This window comes from Paenibacillus sp. GCM10012306, assembly GCF_042649265.1.
GTDB lineage: Bacteria > Bacillota > Bacilli > Paenibacillales > Paenibacillaceae > Paenibacillus_AQ.
The window spans coordinates 265016-289603 of record NZ_JBHRYW010000006.1 but is presented as its reverse complement, the minus strand read 5'-3'; the positions used below and the strand labels follow the sequence as shown (position 1 = coordinate 289603).

The following is a 24588-nucleotide window of genomic DNA, read 5'->3' as shown; positions in this document are numbered from 1 at the left end:
GACTATCTTTCTCTTGAAGTTACCCCTGTATAAACTAGGTCTTGATAGCCCCTGTTAATACCCCTTTAGCAAAATGCTTCTGTAGCAGTGGGAAGAAACACATGATCGGAACCATGGTTACGAATACCGCCGCCATTTTCATACCCATGGAGAATGACTGCTTGCCGGCAGCACCCAAACTGCTGGCATTGGCAGCGTTGACCTGAGCCTCCGTAATAATAGATCGCAGCACATTCTGCAATGGCATCTGATCCGCTTTTCGCAGGAAGATCATCGCTTCGTACCAGCCATTCCAGAAAGCTACACCATAGAACAACGTTATTGTAGCTACGATCGGTGCCGACAATGGAAGTACGACTCTGAAGAGAATCTTCCACTCACCAGCCCCGTCGATTCGTGCCGATTCCATCAAGGATTCAGGCAGACCGCTGAAATAGTTGGACATTAGAATCAGGTTGAACGCACTGAAGCTTCCCGCCAAAATGACGGACCAAAGTGTGCCTGTCAGGTGCAAATCCTTCATGATGAGATAAAGCGGTACAATCCCGCCGTTGAAGATCATCGTGAACAGGACAAGCATGAAGATCAGTTTTTTACCTGGAAACTTGCTTCTGCTTAGGCCATAGCCCATGCTTGTCGTCAAGAACAAGCTTAACGGCAGACCTAGCACAAGAATCTTCATCGTATTCAGATAACCCGTCCCAATGAGACCTTCTGCGAAGAGCGCTTTGTACGACTCCAGCGTCGGGTGTTTCGGGAATAGCATCAATGGATTGTCGGCATATTCCTTTTGTGTTGAAAAGGAAATCATGATTACATTCCAAAAAGGAATCAGGATGGCTAAAGCACCTACAGTCAGAATCGCGAAAATGACATAATCCATCGTCGTCATCTTCTGGCTGCCTACCTTAGCCTTGGATTTCTTGCTCATTTGTTTAACTCTCCTTTCTTACCGGAATAAACCGTCGCCGCCCATAAGCTTGGCAGCTCTATCAGCCAGAAGCAGTAATATCATGTTGACAATCGAACGGAACAGACTGACTGCGGTTGAGAACGAGAAGTCCGTTGCGGACTGGAACGTAATCCGGTAGATGTACACATCCAGCACTTCCGAGACATTCTTGGTCGCCGCATTTGCCATGTTGAAGATTTGGTCAAATCCGGAAGACATCAGACCACCTACTGACAGAATGAACATAATAGTAATGGTCGGCAAAATGTTCGGAATCGTAACTTTGAAAATTTGTTGAAGACGTGTAGCTCCATCAATCTGAGCGGCTTCATATTGATCCGTATCAATCCCGGAAATCGCAGCCAGGAAGATAATCGCTCCCCATCCGGCTGATTTCCAAATGTCTGCCAAATACAACATCGGTACGAACAATTTCTCGGAACCCAGGAAGTTGATGCCTGTTCCTCCGAGTAATTTAATGAGGCTGTTCACCAGACCATCATAAGAAAGAACGTTGATGACCACACCGGACACAACGATCCAGGACAAGAAGTTAGGGAAGGTAAATACAGTCTGTAGCGCTTTCTTATAACGGGTCATGCGCAGTTCGTTAATCAGAAGTGCCAGGATAATCGGGAACGGGAACTGGATGATCAGCTTGCCAATGTTAATGGCGAGTGTCCGCCAGACCGCATTAGCAAATGCCGGGTCCCGGAATACATATTTGAAATTTTCAAATCCTACCCAAGGACTGCCCCATATTCCCAAATTGGCTTTAAAATCCTTGAAAGCCAGCGACAAACCACCCATTGGAAGGTAAGCGAACAGAATTAACCAAACCAAACCTGGAAGCACCAGGGTGTACACCATTCTGTTCTTCCATATTTCCCTCATTAACAGCCGAAACTTGCTGTCATTCATGTTACTCCCCGGTAATGCGGCTGCGGGTTTCAAATTGCATCTCCTCACTCTACTTGAGACTTTTAGTTATACAGAAAATCAAAGGTTGTCTTCAGATGCTGCTCCCAGAAGCGCCACTCATGAGTTCCGGGTGTTTCAACATATCTGAAATCATAAGGTGTCGTCTCCATGTATGAGGCGAATTCCCGGTTCATCTCGGCAAAAGGGTCCTCCGAGCCGCAGCAGGTCAGAATGGCTGGCAGCGACCGGTTATCCTTCACCAGCTTGTCCGCAAGACTGCGGATATCCTGATCCGGCTTCACCTGCAACCCATGGCCAAAGACCCCCATCATCTCCCTCGACATCTCTGGGGCCATGTGCGGATCATTCAAGCGTTTCTGAAGATCAGTGACACCCGACAAGGATACGACCTTGCTGTAGCGTTCCGGATAAGTCAGTGCACATTTCAGTGCACCGTATCCGCCCATCGACAGACCGGCGATGAACGTCTTTTGCGGATCAGTTTCTAGATTGAGCAGACGTGCACAGAAATCGGGCAACTCCTGTGTAATATAGCGGAAGTAATCCAGCCCGTACTCCATATCCGTGTAGTAGCTTCTGCCCACTTGAGGCATAATCACCGTGCAGCCATATTGGCTTGCATATAGCTCTGCGGTGGTCAGTCTGTGCCAGGTGCTAGCATTGTCACCCGCGCCATGCAGTAGATAAAGCGTTCCGCCTGATCCTGTACCGGCATCAACGGGTGAGATGATATTGACTGTGGTCGTCATTCTCAAGGTAGGAGAACCTGTCTCAACAGTTAAAAGTGCCATATGCTATCCCCTTTTGTTCAATACTGACGCCGATTTATTTGATCTTTCTACAAGATCCACGCTTGACCAGCACAGATTCGAACACCGTGTGCTTGTTCGGAGATTGTCCTGAGATTAGGTCAAACAAAATTTCAACGCTGGCTTTCGCCATGTCCACACCCGGCTGGCTGATAGTATCGAGGGATGGGTGATAATACTCGGCCATCTCAATACCGTCAAAACCGATGATCGACACATCATTCGGAATGGAAAGCCCAAGTGACAGCAGCGCCTTGGCTGCTCCGATGGCAATCGTATCCGATGCTGCGAACACAGCGGTGATGTCCTTCTTCTTGTTGAGCAGGCGTTTGGTTGCTGTGAATCCCGAGCTTGGACTGTACTCGCAATCCTCCACCAACGAGGGATCATACTCAATGCCGTGTTCTTCAAGCGCCTTGATGTACCCCAGCAGGCGTCTGTTCCCAGTCGTATGCTGCACCATCGGGAATCGGGCCAGGAAGCAAATCTTCCGATGGCCAAGCGAGATCAGATAGCTTGTCGCTTTATACGACTCCTGAACATCATCAATGACCACACTGGAAAAGACCGAAGGATCGACATCCTTCGTCGTCGTGATGGTCGTAAGCACGAAGGGAATAGATAATTGCTTGAACTTTTCTTCTGAGTGGTCATAAGTACCGCCCATGAAAATAACCCCGTACAGATTCTTCTCCTTCACCAGTTGAAGGGCCGTGTTAATCTCATCCACCCCGTCTTCGACATGCTGGATCAAGAGCGGACAGCCGCGCAGGTTGACCTGGCGTTCAACTTCCTTGATCATGTTGGCGAAGAACGGGTTAGAAATCCCTTTAACCATGAGTGCAATCGTATTGGATTGTGTCTTTTTCAAGTTGCGTGCATTTCCGTTAGGAATGTAGTTGTATTCTTTGACAACCTCCATAACCTTGGCCCTGGTAGCTTCACTGACTACGCCGGTATTATTGATGACCCGCGAGACTGTGGCTATGCCCACACCTGATAGCTTGGCAATATCCTTAATATTCATGTTCTTTCTCTCCACTCCGGTTATCAAATTCTCATAACTTGAAATGCGGCTATGAAAACAACTAAAATCATGGGAAACGTTTCCCATGATAACAATAAGAAACTCTTCTCTAGCTGAATTCGCTTTCTTTGTACATTATGAACATCTTTATTGGGATTGTCAACAAAAACGTCCAAGATCAAAAAAGTACCAGTTTCATTTCCGCATAACATTTTATACACTTTAAATCATAATTTATTTCAATAACTAAAATATGGTACATTTAATGTTAATAACATCACTTAACCACCATATAAAACAGTTAATAAAACCCCGTATATGCTTATTCCTTTACTATTTCAGGAAACGTTTCCACTTGTATTGTTTCTCTATCAAGATGTACACTTATACAAGCATTTGCAGAAAGAAGGGAAATTATGCTTAATTTGAGCTCATTTGAAACCCTGATCCGGGATTCCGGATTGAATGTTTTTGGCATTCGTGTCTTGCAGCAAGGGAAGCTGCTGGGCAAGGTAGCGTTTGCGGAAGATATCCGCCGTATCCAGCATTCGGTCAGCAAATCCTTTACCGCTATGGCGGCTGGACTCGCGATTGAAGAAGGCAAGCTCTCGCTGGACACTAAACTTAAAGATCTTTTTCCCGAATATCCTCCTCTGCCCGGTGTCACGGATACTTCCATGCAGCCAGGTGAACTGACACTTTATAATTTACTCCGTATGTCTTCAGGACATGATGACCCGCCATTTAAGATGGAAGAGCGACCCACTATGCCCGAGAAAGATTGGGTAAAATACTATCTGTCCTTGCCGCTTGACCGTAAGCCAGGTGAAAAATTCATGTACAGCAGTGGGGACACGATTATGATTTCTGCTATGATTCAAGAGGCCGTAGGTGAAACTGTGAAAGACTATCTCGTTCCACGCCTGTTCGCACCACTCGGCATCCACGATGTCTACTGGGAGACTACCCCGCTTGGAAGAACGCTCGGCTGCGCAGGACTTGTAATCAATACGGAAGAATTGAGTCGCTTCGGACAGCTCTTGCTGCAAAGAGGGTCATGGGAAGGCAAGCAGTTGGTCCCGGCCGAATGGATCGATTATGTGACCGGAAAGCGGATTGATAACGATGGATCAGCAGATTGGGGACAAGGCTACGGCGGCCAGTTTTGGATGTGTACGCATCATGCCTACCGGGCAGATGGAGCCTATGGACAGTTCTGTATTGTCCTGCCGGACAAGCAAGCTGTCATCGCCATTAACAGCCAAGAGGAGAATATGCAAGCACTCTTGGATGCCGTATGGTCAGAGATATGGCCGCAGTTGTAAGCTGACGATAGCACTTCCACTCTGAAAAAATGACAACAAGCACAGAAAAAGCCTTCCAAATGGAAGGCTTTCTCATGACGTCCCGGAAGGGATTCGAACCCCCGACCGTGCGCTTAGAAGGCGCATGCTCTATCCAGCTGAGCTACCGGGACATGATTATGTATTAATGCAACGTTATCTATTATACCTGATTCAGCTTTTTTTTCAAGACATAACTATGGAAAGTCTAATTTTTTTTCATTTTCTTATCTAATTATCATCCTCTTCCGTTAGTTCTCGCGAGATCCCCCTAGGCAAAAGACCCGCTTTTGCGGGCCTTCGACAAAGCAAACCCAGACATCTTTATTAGGAATGTCCGCCAAAATGATCCTCAAGCTGCTTTTTTAAATCCCCAAAAATCATCAGCTCTCGCTGAAACTTCGATCGTTCCTCCTCAGGGCTCATGACAATGCTTCCGGTAAAGGCGCTTGAAGTCACATCCACAAAGGCATCATGCAGATTATTGTCGAACCAGTCCGTCGCAGTGTTGGCATCATTCGTCACAATGCGCACAATTTCATACCCGTCTTCGCGCTCATCCTCCACGATATATACAAGCAGCGCGGAATCCCCAGCAGCCCCTGGCAATACCCCTACCTCTGCGCATGGCGCACCGTCATATTCCGTCATTCTGCGGATTTTGGCATCTTTAATATAATACATTTCTTATCCACCCTTCCCGGCAAATTTCCCTCTCCCCTAGTGTTCGGATAAGGACATACATTTTATTCCTTGCTTCGGCATATATCTGTATTACTTGGCAAAAAGAAAGGACAACAATCGCACAAAAAGAGAGGATGAAACATCATGTGCGGAATAACCGGATTTATCCAGTGGCGCGATGATCTTACGCAGCACTCGGGACTACTGGTCAAAATGACCGATACATTGGCTAACCGCGGACCGGATGCAGCAGGCACCTGGATTTCTGGCCCTGTCGCCTTCGGGCATCGCAGACTTAGCGTAATTGATCCAGAGAACGGCGCACAGCCGATGATTACCCGCCATGAAGACCATACCTATGCAATCGTCTATAACGGAGAACTCTATAATGCACCCGAGCTGAAAAAAGAGCTGGTCGTGCGTGGTCATCAATTCCGCACGGAGTGCGACACCGAGGTTCTCCTCCATTCCTATATTGAATGGGGACCAGATTCCGTAGAGAAGCTGAATGGCATCTTTGCCTTTGCCATATGGGATGGCCGGCGGGAGCAGGTATTTTTTGCGCGCGATCGCCTTGGCGTCAAACCGCTTTTCTACAGTCAGGTCGATGATGTCTTCGTCTTCGGCTCCGAGCCTAAAGCTCTGCTCCAGCATCCCAAAGTACAGCCCGTCGTAGGACCAGAAGGACTGGCAGAAATCTTCATCATCGGTCCCGCCCGCACACCCGGGCAAGGCGTCTACAAGGATATGTTCGAGCTTCGTCCCGGCCACGCTATGATCTACAGCCGGGAAGGGCTGCGCAGCTATGCCTATTGGAAGCTGGAAAGCTTCGAGCATACAGATAATGAGCATGAAACTGCCGCCAAGGTACGCGAGCTGCTGCAGGATACGCTGGAGCGCCAACTCGTATCTGACGTACCAGTCTGCTCCCTTCTATCTGGAGGACTGGATTCAAGCGCCTTGTCTGCGCTGGCTGTCAGCTATTACAACCGCACCGGTCAGGGGCAAATCAACACCTTATCGGTCGATTATGTCGACAACGACAAGCATTTCAAGAGCCATACCTTCCAGCCCGGTGCAGACGGTCCCTGGATCAAGCGAATGGTGGATGAATTGAACACGAATCACCACTATATCGCTTTCGATACCCCGGAATTGGTCGAAGCCCTTGATAATGCCTTGTTCTCTCGTGACCTGCCCGGAATGACCGATGTGGACTCTTCCCTCTATTTGTTCTGCCGTGAGATTAAGAAGCAGGCAACTGTGGCCATTTCAGGAGAAGCAGCTGATGAGATCTTCGGCGGTTATCCCTGGTTTCACCGGGAAGAGATGCTCTCTTCCGGCACTTTCCCTTGGTCGGTAGCCCCGAAGATGCGGGCCGGGTTATTGTCTCCGGAAATCGGCGAATGGATTCGGCCACTGGAATATCTGGGGGATCGGTACAGTGATGCCGTCGCCGAAGTACCTGTCCTGGCTGGGGAAACCGGCAAGCAAGCGCAAATGCGTGTCATGTCCTACCTCAACATTACCCGGTTCATGCCGACCCTGCTGGACCGCAAGGACCGGATGAGCATGGGGGTAGGCCTGGAAGTGCGCGTGCCCTATTGCGATCACCGGCTCGTACAATATGTCTGGAACATCCCTTGGGAGATCAAAACTGTAGGCAACCGGGAAAAAGGCATTCTACGTAAAGCACTGGAAGGCGTCCTGCCAGATGATGTACTGTACCGCAAGAAAAGCCCTTATCCGAAAACGCACAACCCGGCCTATCTCCATGCCGTGCGGGAGCGGATGCTGAACATTCTCGATGACGCCTCCTCCCCGCTGCTTCCTCTGATTGATGCTGCCAAAATCCGTGAGATTGCCGCTTCGCCGGAATCCTCCACTAACCTGCCCTGGTTCGGGCAGTTGATGTCTGGTCCGCAGCTGTTTGCCTACCTGTCACAGGTAGATCTCTGGCTCCGCACATATAACGTAGCTATTCGTTAATTGCTACCTGTCGATATCCCCTACCAAAAACAGCAGGCTCCCATCTTGGGAGCCTGCTGTTGTGCCGTATTCGGGCTATTTATGCCTTTACTGAAGCAAAGGCGTTTTAGAAATTAACATTGTCCGGGTCCGGCCCAAATCGGCGGTCCTGATTCAGATCTTCCAGTGCCTTGACATCCTCATCACTGAGCGTGAAATCAAAGATGGCTGCATTTTCCTGAATACGGTTGGCATGAACGGATTTCGGAATAGTGATTACGCCCTGCTGGATATCCCAACGCAGCACAATCTGTGCAGGCGTTTTTCCGTATTTCGTCGCTAGTTCCTGAATCAGCGGAAGATCCAGGTTCCCTCGCATTAGCGGGCTCCAGGCTTCTAGTTGAATACCCTGCTCGCGGCTATATTTCAGCAATTCGCGCTGGGTCAGTAGCGGGTGGAATTCAACCTGGTTGACGGCAGGCACAACCCCTGTATCTTCTATAATATCCTTGAGGTGATGAATTTGGAAATTACTCACACCGATGGATTTGACCAAGCCCTCTTTTTGCAGATGGACCAATGCTTTCCAGGACTCGCGGTACTTCCCTGTAACCGGCCAGTGAACGAGATACAGATCAATAACCTCCAGGCCAAGCTTGCGCCGGCTGTCCTCGAATGCCTGAAGCGCAGACTCGTAGCCTTGATCGCTGTTCCACAATTTGGTGGTGATGAACAGTTCCTCGCGCGCCACTCCGCTCTCCCGTATGCCTCGTCCGACACCCTCTTCATTCTTGTAAACCGCCGCAGTATCAATACTACGGTAGCCTATCTCTAGTGCCGATTTTACCGCATGAACAACCTCGTCGCCATCCTCGGTCTTAAAGACGCCGAGCCCGAGCCACGGCATGGTCACTCCGTCATTTAATGTGGGGCCGCCCGTAAATGGTCCGTTCAATTTACTCATTGCTTCACCCTCCAAACGTGTATTGTTTGCTTCACCATACATAACCTTAAAACAGGTTCCGGAAGCTGGTACTTACCAAAAATAAGTATAGCAGATTGTCCTTCAAAAAAAAAAACAAACAAAAAAAAACGTGGGCAATCGCTGCCCGCGCCTGTCTCCTACTTCTCAATCAACTTGAAATCATCAAAATGGAACTCTGGCGATACAATGCACGACACAAGCGCTGGCTCATCACCAAGCGTCCGGGCCGCCTGCCACGCCCCTGCCGGAACAACCGCCTGCGGCTGTTGGCCGGCTGCGATATCCGTACCTAGAATTATTTCCTGTACGTCTTCCGGCTTATCTCCGGTCCCGCCAATACTCAAGACGATCGGGCTGCCGGAGTGCCAAAGCCAAATCTCATCAGACAGCACAGTATGCCAATCAGAGCTTTCATCTCCATGTAGCAAAAAATAGATGGATGAGGCCGAGCCCCGCGGGCCGGAATAGGCCTCTCCAAGTGTGCTTTGCGGGATTTCAAAAGAAGATACCCAAAGCCTTTTGTACCAGCCGCCTTCGACATGGGGCTGCAAGCCTAGCGCCTCCACTAACGGGGAAATTTCTTTTTGTGTCAACTGAATTCTCTCCTTACTCGTTTGGGAAAATTAACCGGCCCATTTGCCCGGTTTCGCTTCCACTTTAACGGAATAAGGCACCTTTGTCTATCGTCTGCTTACTTTCCGTCCTTGCTGGCCTTGAATACTTCAGCAATCGCCCCAAGACTACCCAGAGTCTCCACGGTGCTAGACGGCAGGAACACTTTGTTCGCCGGTCCCTTGGCGATTTCAGTCAGAGCCTCGAAGGAACGGTACGCCAATACATTTTCGTCCAGACCCGCATTACGAAGGAGCTCAATCCGCACCTTTTCCGCTTCAGCAACGGCTTGAATCGCCTTCGCTTCACCCTGGGCTTCCAGCTCCTGTGCTTGACGCAAACCTTCCGCTTCGCGGATACGGGCTTCCTTATCCCCTTCCGCCTTCAGGATCTTACTCTGCTTGTCGCCTTCCGCGCGCAGGATCATGTCCTGCTTGGCAGCTTCCGCTTCCAGCACGATTGCCCGCTTGCTGCGCTCTGCCTTCATCTGCTTATCCATCGCTTCTTGAATATCCAGCGGCGGCTTAATGTCAATGACCTCGACGCGCTCAATCCGCACGCCCCATTTCTCCGTTGCTTCGTCCAGAGCAATCCGGATCTCGGTAGAGATTTTTTCCCGGCCAGACAACGTCTCATCCAGCTCCAGCTTACCGATAATCTGCCGCATCGTTGCCGTGGAAATGTTGCGCACCCCATATACATAATCGGAGATGCCGTAAGTAGCTTCTTCCGGTCCAACCACCTGATAGAAAATAATTGTATCAATCTGTACCTGCACGTTATCCTTCGTAATCACTGTTTGCGGCGGTACATTGGCTTGTTGAATCCGCAAATCATGGTAAGTGCGCACCTGATCAATAACTGGGATAAGAATATTCAGACCTGGTTTTAACAGACGGTGAAATTTACCGAGACGCTCGACAACCCCCACCCGCTGCTGTGGTACAATTTTGACCGTCAACGCTACAAATACAACCACAACAAACAGTACGACTCCAACAATGATCCATTCCATTCTTACACGCCCCCTATCGTTCTACTTCAATAATGGTACTGCTTCTTCCAATGATTCTGACAACTTCATCTTTGTCCAGCACCTGTGACGAGGTTGCACTCCACGTATCCCCGCCAACCTTGACTTGGCCATAACGTCCCGGTTCAATCGGCTCGACAACAATCCCCTGTCTTCCGACAATATCCGTCCCTGCATCCTTGAACCCCCTGGAACTTCGAAACCTTGCCACCAGCGGCTTGGAGAACAGAGTCAAACCAACGGCTACCAGCGAGCCAAGCACTACTTGAAACAGAATAGCATCAGGCACGATAAGCGAGACCAGACCCGCGACTGCAGCACCAATGCTTAGCCAAAGCAGATAAAACGTAAGCGTCATCATTTCTACAACGAGCAGGAGACCGGCTACAATAAACCAGACAGCCCAAACGACCATGAGGTACCACCACCTTCCCTATATACTACTATAACGAAAAAATTGGCAGTGCGTTGCATCCTTTGAAAAAAAAGTCGCCTAAAGTATCCATATCATATATATTGCTCTGCCTCGTGAGTTATGTGTCAGCCTGTTATTTCATCTAAAAAGATATTTTAGACCCAAAAGCCAACAAATCAAAAGCAAATAGACTAATAGATTCCTTCAATCCCCCTCCGAAGTAAGAATAGGTATACATCAACATGGATTAAATGACTCAAAAGGGCAACTAACATCCCATGAACTACTAAAAACGACGATTACATGAATATACCAAAAGGATTTTTATGAGCATTAGTCCAAATATTTGAAAATTTTATCCCTCTATGATGTAATTTTATCCCTAGCATATTAACAAAACTTAACCGAAAATAGAAATTACCTTCACCGCTTCATATGTATATCATCCTTCTAATTCAACTTTCCCTATCCCTTCCAGACTTTCTTGGCATTATCCCAACCCCTACAAGACGTGTTACATTCCAGAAGTAAGGAAAATTAACATTTCGCACGAATAATTACAGGAAGCGCTTACAATTAAAGAAATTGGGTTACTCTATCATTTTTCTGCCAGCTTTATATTGTATTAGCTTGTCGAAATGCTAGACGGCAACAGGGTGAGGGTAAATCTTAAACCATGGGGGTGAGCGCCAGAACTTCTTGCTGTAAGGATTCCGGTCCAAACATTGAATCAGGGAGGTAGTTCGTCAATGATATTTAAGAAAAAAAGCTCGCGCAAAACTTTTGCCATCGGAATGGTCGCAGCACTTCTGGTTACCCTCTTCTCCGCTCTGGGCGCAAACATCAAGACTGCCAATGCGGCACAGGATTATAAACTGGTTGGTTATTATCCTTCGTGGGCTGCCTATGCACGCAATTATAACGTATCGGATATCGACCCTACCAAGATGAATGTAATTAACTACGCGTTCGCTGATATCTGTTGGAATGGCATCCACGGTAATTCCGACCCTACCGGCCCAAATCCCGTAACCTGGACTTGTCAGAATGAGCAAGCCCAAACTATAAATGTTCCAAACGGTACGATTGTTCTCGGCGATCCTTGGATTGATGCCGGAAAGAGCTTCGGGGATGACAAATGGGATGATCCCATCAAAGGCAACCTGAAGCAGCTCTGGAAACTGAAGGAGCGAAATCCGAACCTGAAGACCGTTATTTCTGTCGGCGGCTGGACCTGGTCGAACCGGTTCTCCGATGTTGCCGCATCGGCAACAACTCGTGAAGTATTTGCCAACTCTGCTGTTGATTTTATCCGCAAATATCATATGGACGGTGTCGATCTGGACTGGGAATACCCGGTGAGCGGTGGTCTGGCTGGCAATAGTGTTCGTCCTGAAGATAGAGGAAACTATATCCTGCTGCTGCAAAAAATCCGTGAGAAGCTGAACACAGCGGGTCAAGCAGACGGCAAAACCTATTTACTGACCATCGCCTCCGGTGCGGGTCCGTCCTATGTAGCCAACAACAATCTGGCTGGCATTGCTTCCGTTGTTGACTGGATCAACATCATGACCTATGACTTCAACGGAAGCTGGAATCCAACTACCGGCCACAATGCTCCACTGTACTACGACTCTGCGGCGGCATCTTCTGGCTTGACCGATCCTCTGAACTACAACATTGACAAGGCAGTAACCACTTATCTGGCAAATGGCGTGCCAGCTAGCAAGCTTGTACTGGGTATGCCATTCTATGGACGCGGCTGGGGCGGAGCGCCAAGCACAGGTAACGGTCAATACCAGGTATCCTCTGGTATCTCGAACACCGGCACCTGGGAGAACGGCAGCTATGACTTCTATGATCTTGAAACTAATTATATTAACAAGAACGGCTATACTCGCTACTGGAATAACACCTCAAAGGTGCCTTATCTCTACAATCCTACGACCCGAACTTATATCAGTTATGACGATGTGGAGTCCTTCGGGTACAAAACCAGCTACCTGAAATCCAAAGGTCTGGCCGGCGCGATGTTCTGGGAAGTCAGCGGCGACCGTAACAAAACGCTGCAGAACAAACTCGTGGCGGACCTGTCTGGAGGTGTCGTGCCGACCCCTTCGCCAACCGCGACACCGTCGACAACGCCGACGCCGACTCCAACAGCAACACCGACAGCTACGGTGACACCGACGGCTACACCAACTGTAACGCCGACGCCGACAACTACGCCGGGTCAATGCGCAACAGCCTGGAGTGCCACAACGATTTATACCCAGGGGCAGCGCGCTTCCTATAACGGATCGCTCTACGAGGCCAAATGGTGGACCCAAGGTGACCGTCCCGATCTTAGCGGCCCTGATGGTGTATGGAAATTCATCAGCGTATGCGGCGCTCCAACACCTAGCCCAACAGCCACTGTAGCGCCAACGCCAACAGCAACGCCGACGCCTACCCCAACGCCAACTGCAACGATAGCTCCGACAGCAACACCGACACCAAGTCCTACGGTAGCTCCAGGCGGTTCCGCCTGGGCGGCAGGTGTAGCGTACAAAGTCGGTGATGTGGTCAGCTATAGCGGCAAATCCTATACTTGCCTGCAGTCCCACACTTCCATTGTAAGCTGGGAGCCGGCCAATACACCGGCCCTGTGGAAACTGAACTAGACTTAGTGCATGACCGAGTTAACATTGGTATATGACTGAATGCCACGCTATTTGATTACGGCGCTTTCCGTAGCACACTTGATCCCGAATGCTTATGACACTCAGGATTGACGTCCGGGGAGCGCCGTCTTCTTCATACGGCCAGAATGCCATCATTCCCTACATTCCAAAGGAGGAGTGACCGATGAAAACAAATGCACGTTTAAGGCATCCGCACTTCGTTCGTTTTTTCGCCGTTATGCTGAGTCTGATTCTTCTGATTCCGCTGTATGCAGGTACAGGTACTGACTCACAGAGCGTTGCCCGGGCCGAAGGAGCAAGCGCTGTCGCAGTTCCGCCTGCTCCAGATCATCCCCGCAAGATTGTCGCCTATTTCCCAGAATGGGGAGATCAGGCGAACAAAGGCTTTTTCACTGTCGATAAAATTCCGTGGAGCAAAATCACCCATATTAACTATGCGTTCGCCCAGGTGAGCGCCCAGAATAAAATAGAACTCATGGACCGCACGGCGGCCATTGAGAAGGATTACCCCGGCCAATTGACCACACTTCCGTTTAAAGGGCATTTCAACCAGCTTATCAAATACAAGCAGCTCTATCCGGATGTCCGAACCTTGATTTCTGTTGGAGGCTGGGCCGGTTCCGGTGGATTCTACAACATGGCCAATTCAGAAGCCGGACGGGAAACTTTTGCGAACAGTGTGATTAGCTTCTTGCGCACCTACCAATTCAACGGCGTGGACATCGACTGGGAGTATCCGTCTGGGACGGCACAGTCCGGAAATCCAAATGATTTTGGGGCAGCGGAGCCGCTGCGCGGTGTCAATTATAACAACTACGTCCTGCTTATGAAGAAGCTGCGGGAGAAGCTGGACCAGGCCGGTGCACAGGATAACCAAAAGTATGATCTGACTGTCGCTGCCACAGCCTCCTCCTGGATTCTCGGCGGCATGAAGCTGGGGGAAGCTAATCAATATCTGGATTGGGCTAACCTCATGACCTATGATTTTCACGGCGCTTGGAACGGTTATGTTGGACCGCATTCCGCCCTGTACCCGGATTCCCGAGATACAGAGACAGCCGCACTGGGGACGCCCGTCCTGAACACCGACTGGGCCGTCCGATACTACCTGGGTACTCTGCCTCCGGAGAAAATTGTTATCGGCGTTCCCTACTATTCGCGGGGCTGGAAGAATGTGAGTGGCGGCATTAACAATACCGGCCTCTACGGTACAGCACCGACCGCGGGAGGCGGCGCAGACGGCGATTATGGGATCTGGAATGATCCAGCACCAGAACAGCCGGCCGGAGCAAATCCCATCTGGCACATACTCAATTTGCTCAAGGATCCAGCGAACAAGCGTTACTTCGATCCTGTAACCAAGACGCCTTATATTTACAATGCGGATAAGAAAATATTTTTGACCTATGAAGACCAGGAATCCCTTGGCTATAAGCTTGACTACATCAAGCAAAAGGGCCTCGGCGGGATGATGTTCTGGGAGCTGACCGGTGACTACTCCCAACAAGCGAACGGCACCTACACGTACGGCACCTCATTGACGGATTACGCCTATAATCAGCTCAAGAATGCTACCCTGCCGGGCGGCCCCGCCAAGCCGCAGCTTCCAGCACCGAAGAACTTCAGCATCAACTTTAGCGGGACTTATGACCACCCCAACTATACCTATTCTCTGAAAATCACAAACAACACCGGCGCCGATATTCCAGGAGGTTGGAAGCTGGAATTCGATTTGCCTACCACTACCACCCTGACTTCCGCCTGGGGAGCAGGCACTGTGGAACAAATTGCTACGGCCTGGGACTTCAACCGCTACCGTATTACTGGTACGGCTAGCCAGACTCTCGCAAATGGAACAACCTTGGACATTCCGGGTATGATGAAGCTGAATTTTTCCGGCGGTCCGCAACGGGTCACACTTAACGGAAGCTCATCTCAGCAGGAGTACGATAAATTGTATGGAGGCGTAACGCCAACACCGACGCCAACACCAACCGCTACACCTTCTGCCACACCGACGGCTAAACCTACAACTGCACCAACATCAACACCGACACCGACGCCAACTGCTACTCCAACCGCAACGCCGACACCTAGCGCCACACCAACGCCGGGGTCATGTACGGCTGCAGCCTGGAACGCTTCAACGATCTACACGCAAGGACAGCGTGCATCCTACAACGGCTCATTGTATGAAGCAAAATGGTGGACTCAAGGTGACCGCCCTGATCTCAGCGGTCCAGATGGCGTCTGGAAATTCATTGGTGCTTGCGGGACGCCGACAGCAACACCTGCTGCCACTGCAACCCCTTCACCAACTGCAACAGCAGCGCCAACCGCAACGGTGACACCTACACCTTTGGCTACGCCGACACCGACGCCTTCGCCTGCTGGCACAGCCTGGGCAGTAGGCGTTGCCTACAAGGTAGGTGACACAGTCACCTACAGTGGCAAGACATATGCCTGCCTACAGCCCCACACCTCCCTGGCAGGCTGGGAACCTGCTACCACTCCTGCACTCTGGAAGCTGCTCTAGCTGACTTCAGCCACCCGGACTGATTTCACCACCCGGACTGACTTCAGGCCATTGTGAGGGTATAGGATTTAGCATAAAGGGATTTTGACGATTGGATAGCAGGAAAATATACCGTTAAATACGTTCGCTCACCTCATTCATCTCAAATAACTGGATTTTCTCCCGTTAAAAACCTCTTTTATCCGTAAAATAGGTGAATTCGGGGAAATCAACGTGAGTCTCTCAGACCGTTGAGAAAGTAGTTGTTTTGAGAAAATCCATAATACCCTTGATTAATGAACCTAACTCGAAATCAGGACTTGTTTCTTGTTCCCTATGGTAACGGACCTCAGATACGTTATTTCCCAACAACTGACCATTCTAGAATGTAACGGACTCCAGAGGCGTTATGTGCAGAAATCAGGTGTAAAATCCACGGTTTGGGAGGAAATAACGGCACCTGAGTCCGTTACATGTTCCAGAAGCTGCTTGATGTGTAAATAACGGCGCTGGGGTCCGTTAGCCCCCATGCATAAGTCTCCAACCTTCTGAAGCAGTGTTTTGACAAGGATTGATGATGAAGCTGAGCCTGATTTATAAGGCTATTTCGCATCAACAATCGTAGAGAATGGTGTTTCTCGACAGTCTGAGTATTCTCCAGTTATTTTGAGAAAAGAGGCGGATTTAGCCAAAATAACAGGCGCCATTCCTGTTATTCCCATGCCCTTTCGAGCGAAATTGATCTTTCAGCGCATTTGTCATCTGCAGAGTTAACCTTTTGTGAATGAAGGATTCAAAAGGGTTCAAAGGAAGTTCTAGGTGTTCTAAAATACGCTTAATACTGAAGATTTTCATAAAGCAAAATAAGCTTGCAGAACCAAGGCTCACGCCTTGTCCTGCAAGCTTATTTATGTACCCGTAGCTCCTGCTAAACGGGGAGGCTCTAGAATTCGCGTTGTCTTCTCACTTACGCTAACACAAAGCGATCAACCCTTAAGGCTGTACGCCGCCTTGCGCCGCAAGCTTCTCGGTCAGCGCTCGAAGTGCTGCGCCCCGGTGGCTGATGCCCTGCTTCTCAGTTAGCGTCAGTTCCGCCATTGTCTTCTCATAACTTGGTAAGTAGAATAGCGGATCATAGCCAAAGCCGCCAGCCCCGGAAGGCTCAGAAGTAATCCAGCCGTCCACCGATCCTTCTGCCGTAAGCTCCTGCCCCGTGGACGGATCATAAAGTGACAAGGTGCACACGAACCGGGCCGTGCTCAAGAGCGGTTGGTCGGTATCCTCCCCCTGCTTCAGCCCTTCCAATTCACCGAGCAGCTTCAAGTTATTGTCCGAATCTGTGGCACCTTCACCGGCATAACGGGCGGAATAGACACCTGGTCTGCCATCCAGCGCATCCACACACAGGCCGGAATCATCAGCAAGTACTGGAAATCCGAGGGCATCTCCTACTGCCTTCGACTTCTTGAACGCATTCGCTGCAAAAGTCTCGCCATCCTCTACCACATCAGGTAGCTCAGGGTAGTCATACATGCTCTTGACCGTCAACCCCAGCGACTCAAAGGCATGCTGGAATTCACGCAGCTTCCCTTTGTTCTTTGTAGCCACAATAAGAATGTTTCCTGCGGAGCTCATACTAGACCTCCTGACCCGGCTGACCCGATTGGATTTTCAAAGCGATTTCGCCCAGAACTTCCTTCTGTGCAGCAATCAGCTCATGAATCCCCTTCTCGCCTAGTCCCAGCAACTGATCCAGCTCCTGGCGCGTGAATGGTCTGTCTTCGCCAGTGCCTTGCAGCTCCACAAATGCACCGCCGCCGGTCATAACAACATTCATATCGACTTTCGCTTTGGAATCCTCTTCATAGTTCAAATCAAGCAGGGCTTTATCCCCCACCACACCGACACTGATAGCTGCGAGGTAGTCCGTAACAGGGAATTGACTCAATTTGCGGTCCTGTGCCAGCTTGTTGATGGCGAACACCATAGCTACAAATGCGCCTGTGATCGAAGCGGTACGAGTTCCCCCGTCCGCCTGAATCACATCACAGTCCAGCGTGATGCTCCGCTCGCCCAAGGCCTGCAGATTCACAACGGAACGCAATGCCCGGCCGATCAGCCGCTGAATTTCCATCGTCCGGCCCGTCAGCTTACCACGAGCGGCTTCACGCTGGTTACGAGTCTGGGTTGCCCGTGGGAGCATGGAATACTCTGCAGTTACCCAACCTTTGCCTTGTCCCTTCAGAAAGGGTGGAACCTTCTCTTCCACTGTCGCTGTACAGATCACCTTGGTGTCGCCCATCTCTATAAGCACAGAGCCCTCGGCATATTTATTTACTTGGGTCGTTATCTTCACGTGACGCAATTCGTCGACGTTTCGCCCGTTTGATCTCATCTTTTCTGCCTCCTACATCGAATAGCTAAAAGTTTGTCCTAGCCGTTTCCCCACGCGCCTGCCGTGGCTTGGACCACGGGCGCAGGCGTACGTTTTTTGCGCAACCTTTATTCTACCAAAGAGCAGGCACAAAAGCATCTTTTTGACCGCCATAATCAGTGATCAGAGCGGCAGCTCGTTCACATATTCCGGGGCCGAAACCGGCTTGCCGTAATCCACATGATCTGTTCCAGTCACCGCAGTCTTTCCGTTCATCACAATCTGTACAAGGGAATCCGCTGAATTCTGGGCTACCGTAAGTACGACAGATTCCAGCATTTCCGCTGGTACATCCTTGGCATCCGCGAACATGTCGTCACGCAGCGATACGGTAACCACACCGTTTTGGCCTGCATCCACAGAATCCAGCTTCGTTCCTTCCGTCATCACCATCTGCAGACCGTTGTCTGATTCCGGGCCTGTAATCAATTCATTCAACGCTGCCTTGAGCGGCTCCTGCGCTGGGTCTACAAAACGGGTTACTGGAACATAATATTGAGTGCCGTCAGGCGATGCTGCGGAAAAATAAACCGTAACCGCACTGGAATTCATGACATTCGTGCTGTGTTTTGGCAGGTTGATGCCCATAGTGCGAGAGAGTGGGCGATCCAGCGGTGTGCCCTTGAGCGGCATTTCGGTCAGTTTTTTGCCGTCGACCCAAAGCTGAACGCCTTTGATATCGTCCTGTCCGGTCAATGTCCAGGTGATCGCCTCTAGCAGCTTGCGCTCATCCCTAGCTTCATAGGAGCCGAATGAATCATTGAACTCGACTACGGCAAGTCCCGTTGCAGGATCGACAGTGACGTTCTTCACAGCTGTTCCGGCGGGCAGTACACCTTGAAATCCTGTCGGAAGGGAAGCAGCCAATGGGCCTTGGCTTACCAGTGCGGTAAGCGAGTTCTTCAGCGTAGCACTCTTATCACCCTTGGGAAGCGCGAGCGAGATCGGGGCCAGCAGACCGTGTTCATCCTCCAGATACACTGTAGTGCGTGGACCGTCGGCCTTTGCAGCCGATGCCTTCTTATCCTTGCTTGCAACGTTGCCTGTATCTTCTTCCGTCACCCGCCCCATCACACCGGAATCCAGTGTAGAGCCCCCGCTGATCTGAAGCATCTGTGCTTCGACCTCACTTGGCGGCGGATCAACCGCGGCAGATTCAGAGCCAAACCAGGTGCAGCCGGAGAGCGTGAGCGGAACAGCCAATAGGCAGGCTGCGGACAAGCCGCGGATATATTGCTTTCGTTTCATAATGAATTGCCCCTTTCAAGGTTGGATAAGCATTTAATACTGCTATGTATACGAGCCCTCCCTCCAAAAAATAACAAGAGCTTATCCTAATTTCGCCTTTCTGGACAAAACTGTGCCGTATAAGTAAAATTCCAAGTACAGCGGAAAGATCATATCGACATGAACCACCGCTGACAAACCAACGACTCATTAACGGGGTGACTGAGCATGGCTGATGCAAAAATGCCTTACAGTCTGAACAGCAAGGCGGTCGCAGACGCAACCTATGCCTGGCTGCACAAACGTGGAGTATCACTGCTGGAAATTGCAGAGCTGGTAATGCTGCTGCAGCAAAAATATTATCCGGGCCTAACGATGGACGAGTGTGTTCACAATGTCGAGATGGTGCTGAGCAAACGGGAAGTACAGAATGCAGTGCTGACCGGCATTCAGCTGGATATTCTGGCCGAAGAAGGCAAGCTCTTCTCGCCGCTTCAGGATATGATTGAAAATGATGAGGGATTATACGGGGTAGATGAGATTCTGGCCTTTTCCATCGTCAATGTGTACGGAAGTATCGGCTTCACCAACTACGGCTATGTAGATAAACTGAAGCCGGGGGTACTGGAGCGTCTGAATGACAAGAGCACAGGACAGGTCCATACCTATCTCGATGATATTGTCGGCGCTGTGGCCGCAGCAGCGAGCAGCCGGATTGCCCATCGCAAGCAGGCCGAGCGGGAACAAGATTCTGGGCTGGCGCATCATTCAGAGGGCAGCGAACCTGCCGACAGTAAGACGACACCTCAGGACGGGGAGCAGCCGGAATAATAGTTAAGCCTGCATTGGTGCAGCAGAGTTCCAGCAGCTTACACCAGGTCACAGCAGGAGCGCGCCACCATCAGCACAAAGTTACTCTTGGATGAATAAAGCAGGTTCGGAACACACTTCATAGGGCAAAAAAGATGCCTCCATCCCCACTCGTAAAGTGGTTATGGAGGCTTTATTTATGCTTTAGAGACTTGCAGACTCGCTTCATCGCCAGTTTACTGGAGGGAACGCTCAATCATCATAAGCTTGTACTCTGCTTGATAATGATAAAAGCAGACTATCAGAAGCAGGCGTCAGTCCGACTTCGCCAATGCAAACAAGATCGCGTCCTCCGTACCGGACTCCACAATTCGGCCTCGCCGCACCAGCTCGGCCAGATGGGCCAGCGCCTCGCTCATGGCGAAGCGCATCTGATGCGCCGTGGTCACCCGACCCCGGAACAAGGCTTCGCAGATTGCGAAGCCGCTGAGCGGGCCGCCTTGCAGCAGCGCCTCGGCGGTGTCCAGCCGTTCCTCATGATGACGGAGCAGACTGACAGTCCGCTCCGTAAAGCCACTGAACGGCTCCCGATGACCCGGATACGCGAAGCTCACCGGGTAACTCCCAAGCTGCTCCAGTCCCTGCAGGAACGTGAGCAGCGGCTGGACATCGCTGCCAGGATGCAGGCCGATGTTGGGCGAGATCTGCGGCAGCACGGCATCGCCGCAGAGTATAACCCCGCTGCCGGCGTGATAGAAGGAGACATGCCCCGGGGCATGTCCTCCCGTTACCACCGGCTGCCAATCCCGGCCACCCATCGTGAAGGGCGCCGCAGGATCTAGGGCGGTAATCTCCGGCTGCGGAGTGACCTGCGGTGTGAAGCTCTCCAGGTGAACCCGGATTTCCGCCGTCAGGGCTTCCGGCATGCCATGTCTGGCGAAGAACAAAGGTAATGCCTCATTCATTATGGACTTCTCGCCCCACATCAGCGCTGCCTCGGCATGGGCACGCTCTGTCATCCATACCTTGCCACCGCTGATTTCCTGCATCCAACCAGCCAAGCCGTAATGATCGGGATGATGATGCGTAACAACGATATCCCGCACCTGTTCCCATCGCAAGTTCAACCCCAACAATACGCCCTGCCAGGCCAACACGCTTTCCTCTTTATGTGGACCGGGGTCTATCACCGTGACCGTTCCGTCCGGTCCTGGCAGCAGGTAACTGTTCACCCGGCGCAGCGGCGGGTCCATCGGCACCGATATCTGCAGAATCGCGCCATTGTCCCAGGATGTAATGTCGGCTTTCCGCGGGAAGCCTTCATTTTCGCGAATTCTTTTTCCCGATACCATCTACGGCCGTATTCCTCGGAAAATCATCCGCTTAGAGGTCACCGCATCATAGTCGGCTTCGTCATAGCTCCCATGCACAGACTGAATCTGAAGCCCCGCCTGCTCCAGCATCTCACGAAATTTCTCCAGCGAATACAGCTTGACCCGTTCATGATAACGGCGGGGTTCCCCGTCCGTTCCTGCAGTCAGAATAATATCCTTCTTCACATAGCCGTCCTCAATCACTCTATACTCTTCAATATGATTCTCGCCATCTTCACGTGTAGAATGGGGCACCAGATGATGGATAACATATGCAGGGTTCAGAAAATCAATGATGAATTTGCCACCAGGATGCAACATACGGAAGATCTCCTGAAGTACCTTTACCTGCTCCCCGTCCTCTTCGAAGTAGCCAAACGAGGTGAACAGATTCACCACCGCATCAAAGCCACCTTCTAGGGGCAGCTCCCGCATATCCGAGCGAATCCAGGTCACTTGCTCCGCCCCTACCTGGGCCCGTGCCTCACGCAGTAATGCTTCTGACAAGTCCACACCAGTAACCTCGAAACCAGCTTCTGCCAAGGCCAGCGAGTGACGGCCCATCCCGCAGCACAGATCCAGCACTTTGGCGCCTGCCGGCAGGTCCAGCCAACTGATCATCTGTTCCACCTCACGCCGCGCGCCTCCAAAATCACGGTGCCTATAGACGATCAGATAATCCTCTCCGAAGCTCTCTTCATACCACTCAGTCATTGTCTCTCTCCTCCCCAAAACTGCATCCCATTCATTCCTTATGTATATTACCGATTATTGTAACGCCTTTTCCATTTAAAGCAAAGTAAAGTCGCAGGCTAGAAAAAATAACAGGCCGGGAAACAACTCCCCGCCTGTCTTTTGTATTCCAACCGCACTGGATATTCATTTGTCTCAAACTCAGTCGGCGGCGCCGCCTTTCAGACTCTGCAAATAGACTCTAGCTTCGAAGGGCCGAAGCTTTAGATGAACCAAGTCCTCCTCTTGTGCCAGAGGATAATTGGATATCAACAGTTGACTCTTCTCCAGCACGATACCGGGTGGCAGCTGACATACTGGCTCCCGGTCAAAAAAGTTCAGGATGACCAACAGTCGCTGATCCCCAAGGGTTCGGGTGTACACATAGATTTCATTATCATCAGGTAGCAGCAATTCATATTTACCATAGACGATTACCTGATGCTGCTTTCGCAGTGCAATCAATTGTCTATAGTAATGATAAATCGAGTCAGGGTCCTTGACTGCGTTCATGGCATTAATCTCCTGTGCATTGGAGTTCACCTTAAGCCAGGGCACACCGGTAGTAAAGCCACCTTCGGGACTGTCATCCCACTGCATCGGTGTGCGGGCGTTATCACGGCTTTTGGCATGAATCGCGGCCATAATCTTCTCTTCCGGTACCCCCGCGCGACGTCTATCTTCATAATAATTCAGTGTCTCCACGTCTCGATAATTATCAATGGATTCAAAGGCGACATTCGTCATACCGATCTCCTCACCCTGATAAATATAAGGCGTGCCCTCCAGCATGTGGATGAAGGTCGCCAGCATTTTAGCCGACGGGACACGATAATAGAGATCATTCCCGAACCGTGACACTGAGCGCGGCTGGTCATGATTGCAGAGGTAATTCGCATTCCAGCCCTGGTCATGCAGAACCGTCTGCCAGTTCGTGATAATCTGCTTGAGGTCCAGCAGTCTCCACGGCATGACATCCCATTTTCCACTGCCCGGGGAAGCTGCATCAATGAACATATGCTCGAACTGGAAAGTCATATTCAGCTCCCGCCGTCCGTCCCCAACATAATCCAGCGCCTGCTCCGGTCCGAGTCCAGAGGTCTCTCCCACCGTCATGATGTCGTAGTAAAACAGTACTTGATCATGCAGGTTCTGCAGCAGAGTATGCACATTCTCCAGGTTGGAGAACATCTCGTATGCCCGTACGGTCGGCGTTCCTGCGGGATTCAGAGCATCCGGGTAGCCATGGGTCTTAGCAATATGGGCAATTGCATCAAAACGGAAGCCATCGACACCTTTATTCAGCCACCACTTCACCATTTCATGCAGCTTGTCGATCACCACGGGATTCTCCCAATTCAGATCCGGCTGGTACTTGGAGTACAGATGCAAATAATATTCATCCGTCTGGGGATCAAGCTCCCATACCGAACCACTGAAATAGGATTCCCAATTGTTCGGCGGACCGCCATTCCTTCCTTTTCTCCATATATAATAGTCCCGCTTGGGATTGTCCTTTGAGGCTCTGGATTCTATAAACCAGGGGTGTTCATGGGAAGTATGGTTCAGCACAAGATCCATCATCAGCTTCATGTCCCGAGCATGGATTTCACGCAGCATCGTGTCAAAATCATCCATCGTACCAAATTCCTTCATGATGTCGCAATAATCACTGATATCATAACCATTGTCATGGTTCGGCGATTTATAAATCGGGCAGATCCAGATCATATCCACGCCCAACTCCTGCAGATAATCCAGCTTCGAGATGACGCCGCGCAAATCCCCGATGCCATCGCCGTTGCTGTCTTTGAAACTGATCGGATAAATCTGGTACACCACGCTTTCCTTCCACCATTTGGGGTTCATGAAGACATCCTCCTTCTGTGCAGCGTCCGCATGAGTACAGCTAGACTAGACAAAGACCCGGCTGTACGGACACGTAAATATATTTTAACCACTGCGACAGAAGGAGATAACATCCTGCAATAATTCTTCCGAAGCCTCCCGTGTAACTGGAAAAACTCCCGCTAATCCCCTCAT

The 24588-nt window shown here is 50.5% G+C and carries 21 protein-coding genes and 1 tRNA gene; 5 read left to right on the top strand and 17 right to left on the bottom strand.

Going from position 1 to position 24588, the window contains the following annotated elements; translation table 11 throughout:
• Positions 1-34: 34 nt before the first annotated feature.
• Genes ACFORK_RS15710 through ACFORK_RS15695 form a run of 4 tightly spaced genes read right to left on the bottom strand, consistent with a single transcriptional unit; the run spans position 35 to position 3730 of the window.
• Positions 35-931, bottom strand: coding sequence for a carbohydrate ABC transporter permease (locus ACFORK_RS15710; RefSeq protein WP_379200467.1), 897 nt, complete (start codon positions 929-931; stop codon positions 35-37).
• A gap of 18 nt (positions 932-949) precedes the next feature.
• The gene (locus ACFORK_RS15705; RefSeq protein ID WP_379200465.1) at positions 950-1906 is read right to left on the bottom strand and encodes an ABC transporter permease; all 957 of its coding nucleotides are present in this window, start codon (positions 1904-1906) and stop codon (positions 950-952) included.
• 29 nt (positions 1907-1935) lie between these two features.
• Positions 1936-2685 carry an alpha/beta hydrolase gene (locus ACFORK_RS15700; RefSeq protein ID WP_379200463.1) on the bottom strand — a complete coding sequence of 250 codons (750 nt, stop codon included), beginning with the start codon at positions 2683-2685 and terminating at the stop codon, positions 1936-1938.
• A gap of 34 nt (positions 2686-2719) precedes the next feature.
• Positions 2720-3730 carry a LacI family DNA-binding transcriptional regulator gene (locus ACFORK_RS15695; RefSeq protein ID WP_379200461.1) on the bottom strand — a complete coding sequence of 337 codons (1011 nt, stop codon included), beginning with the start codon at positions 3728-3730 and terminating at the stop codon, positions 2720-2722.
• A gap of 416 nt (positions 3731-4146) precedes the next feature.
• Between ACFORK_RS15695 and ACFORK_RS15690 the strand changes: the two genes are divergently transcribed.
• A complete protein-coding gene (locus ACFORK_RS15690; protein WP_379200459.1) occupies positions 4147-5055 on the top strand; it encodes a serine hydrolase domain-containing protein in 909 nt (302 codons plus the stop codon).
• Between the two features lie 78 nt (positions 5056-5133).
• Here the strand turns inward: ACFORK_RS15690 and ACFORK_RS15685 are convergent.
• Together ACFORK_RS15685 and ACFORK_RS15680 are read right to left on the bottom strand one after the other, a co-directional pair.
• A tRNA-Arg gene (locus tag ACFORK_RS15685) sits at positions 5134-5207 on the bottom strand.
• A gap of 193 nt (positions 5208-5400) precedes the next feature.
• Positions 5401-5757 carry a hypothetical protein gene (locus ACFORK_RS15680; protein WP_379200457.1) on the bottom strand — a complete coding sequence of 119 codons (357 nt, stop codon included), beginning with the start codon at positions 5755-5757 and terminating at the stop codon, positions 5401-5403.
• Between the two features lie 144 nt (positions 5758-5901).
• Here ACFORK_RS15680 and asnB point away from each other — a divergent pair, with 144 nt between their 5' ends.
• Positions 5902-7746, top strand: a complete 1845-nt coding sequence (asnB, locus tag ACFORK_RS15675) for an asparagine synthase (glutamine-hydrolyzing) (RefSeq protein WP_379200455.1) — start codon at positions 5902-5904, stop codon at positions 7744-7746.
• Positions 7747-7852: 106 nt separating this feature from the next.
• Here asnB and ACFORK_RS15670 read toward each other — a convergent pair whose 3' ends face one another.
• The 4 genes from ACFORK_RS15670 to ACFORK_RS15655 all read right to left on the bottom strand — a co-directional run bounded on the left by ACFORK_RS15670 (position 7853) and on the right by ACFORK_RS15655 (position 10770).
• Positions 7853-8689 carry an aldo/keto reductase gene (locus tag ACFORK_RS15670; protein ID WP_379200453.1) on the bottom strand — a complete coding sequence of 279 codons (837 nt, stop codon included), beginning with the start codon at positions 8687-8689 and terminating at the stop codon, positions 7853-7855.
• Positions 8690-8847: 158 nt separating this feature from the next.
• Positions 8848-9303: a cupin domain-containing protein gene (locus ACFORK_RS15665; RefSeq protein ID WP_379200451.1), complete on the bottom strand. Its 456-nt coding sequence runs from the start codon at positions 9301-9303 to the stop codon at positions 8848-8850.
• 98 nt (positions 9304-9401) lie between these two features.
• Positions 9402-10337: an SPFH domain-containing protein gene (locus ACFORK_RS15660; protein ID WP_379200449.1), complete on the bottom strand. Its 936-nt coding sequence runs from the start codon at positions 10335-10337 to the stop codon at positions 9402-9404.
• Positions 10338-10350: 13 nt separating this feature from the next.
• Positions 10351-10770, bottom strand: coding sequence for an NfeD family protein (locus ACFORK_RS15655; protein ID WP_379200447.1), 420 nt, complete (start codon positions 10768-10770; stop codon positions 10351-10353).
• A gap of 749 nt (positions 10771-11519) precedes the next feature.
• Here ACFORK_RS15655 and ACFORK_RS15650 point away from each other — a divergent pair.
• The gene (locus ACFORK_RS15650; RefSeq protein ID WP_379200445.1) at positions 11520-13433 is read left to right on the top strand and encodes a glycosyl hydrolase family 18 protein; all 1914 of its coding nucleotides are present in this window, start codon (positions 11520-11522) and stop codon (positions 13431-13433) included.
• 184 nt (positions 13434-13617) lie between these two features.
• On the top strand, positions 13618-15990 hold the full coding sequence (locus tag ACFORK_RS15645; RefSeq protein WP_379200443.1) for a glycosyl hydrolase family 18 protein: 2373 nt from the start codon (positions 13618-13620) through the stop codon (positions 15988-15990).
• 386 nt (positions 15991-16376) lie between these two features.
• Here ACFORK_RS15645 and ACFORK_RS15640 read toward each other — a convergent pair whose 3' ends face one another.
• The 4 genes from ACFORK_RS15640 to ACFORK_RS15625 all read right to left on the bottom strand — a co-directional run bounded on the left by ACFORK_RS15640 (position 16377) and on the right by ACFORK_RS15625 (position 19651).
• Positions 16377-16499: a hypothetical protein gene (locus ACFORK_RS15640; protein ID WP_379200441.1), complete on the bottom strand. Its 123-nt coding sequence runs from the start codon at positions 16497-16499 to the stop codon at positions 16377-16379.
• A 463-nt stretch (positions 16500-16962) separates the two neighbouring features.
• Complete coding sequence (locus tag ACFORK_RS15635; protein WP_379200439.1) at positions 16963-17604, bottom strand: XTP/dITP diphosphatase; 642 nt, start codon at positions 17602-17604, stop codon at positions 16963-16965.
• 1 nt (position 17605) lies between these two features.
• On the bottom strand, positions 17606-18364 hold the full coding sequence (rph, locus tag ACFORK_RS15630; protein WP_379200437.1) for a ribonuclease PH: 759 nt from the start codon (positions 18362-18364) through the stop codon (positions 17606-17608).
• A gap of 162 nt (positions 18365-18526) precedes the next feature.
• Complete coding sequence (locus tag ACFORK_RS15625; RefSeq protein WP_379200435.1) at positions 18527-19651, bottom strand: GerMN domain-containing protein; 1125 nt, start codon at positions 19649-19651, stop codon at positions 18527-18529.
• Between the two features lie 207 nt (positions 19652-19858).
• On the opposite strand from ACFORK_RS15625, the gene ACFORK_RS15620 reads away from it, so the two are divergent.
• Complete coding sequence (locus ACFORK_RS15620; RefSeq protein WP_379200433.1) at positions 19859-20461, top strand: phosphatidylglycerophosphatase A family protein; 603 nt, start codon at positions 19859-19861, stop codon at positions 20459-20461.
• A gap of 293 nt (positions 20462-20754) precedes the next feature.
• On the opposite strand, the gene ACFORK_RS15615 is transcribed toward ACFORK_RS15620, so the two are convergent.
• The 3 genes from ACFORK_RS15615 to ACFORK_RS15605 all read right to left on the bottom strand — a co-directional run bounded on the left by ACFORK_RS15615 (position 20755) and on the right by ACFORK_RS15605 (position 24414).
• The gene (locus tag ACFORK_RS15615; protein WP_379200431.1) at positions 20755-21792 is read right to left on the bottom strand and encodes an MBL fold metallo-hydrolase; all 1038 of its coding nucleotides are present in this window, start codon (positions 21790-21792) and stop codon (positions 20755-20757) included.
• Entirely contained in the window at positions 21793-22527 is a 735-nt protein-coding gene (locus ACFORK_RS15610; protein ID WP_379200429.1) for a class I SAM-dependent methyltransferase, read from the bottom strand.
• A gap of 180 nt (positions 22528-22707) precedes the next feature.
• The gene (locus ACFORK_RS15605) at positions 22708-24414 is read right to left on the bottom strand and encodes a glycoside hydrolase family 13 protein (protein ID WP_379200427.1); all 1707 of its coding nucleotides are present in this window, start codon (positions 24412-24414) and stop codon (positions 22708-22710) included.
• Positions 24415-24588 lie beyond the last annotated feature (174 nt).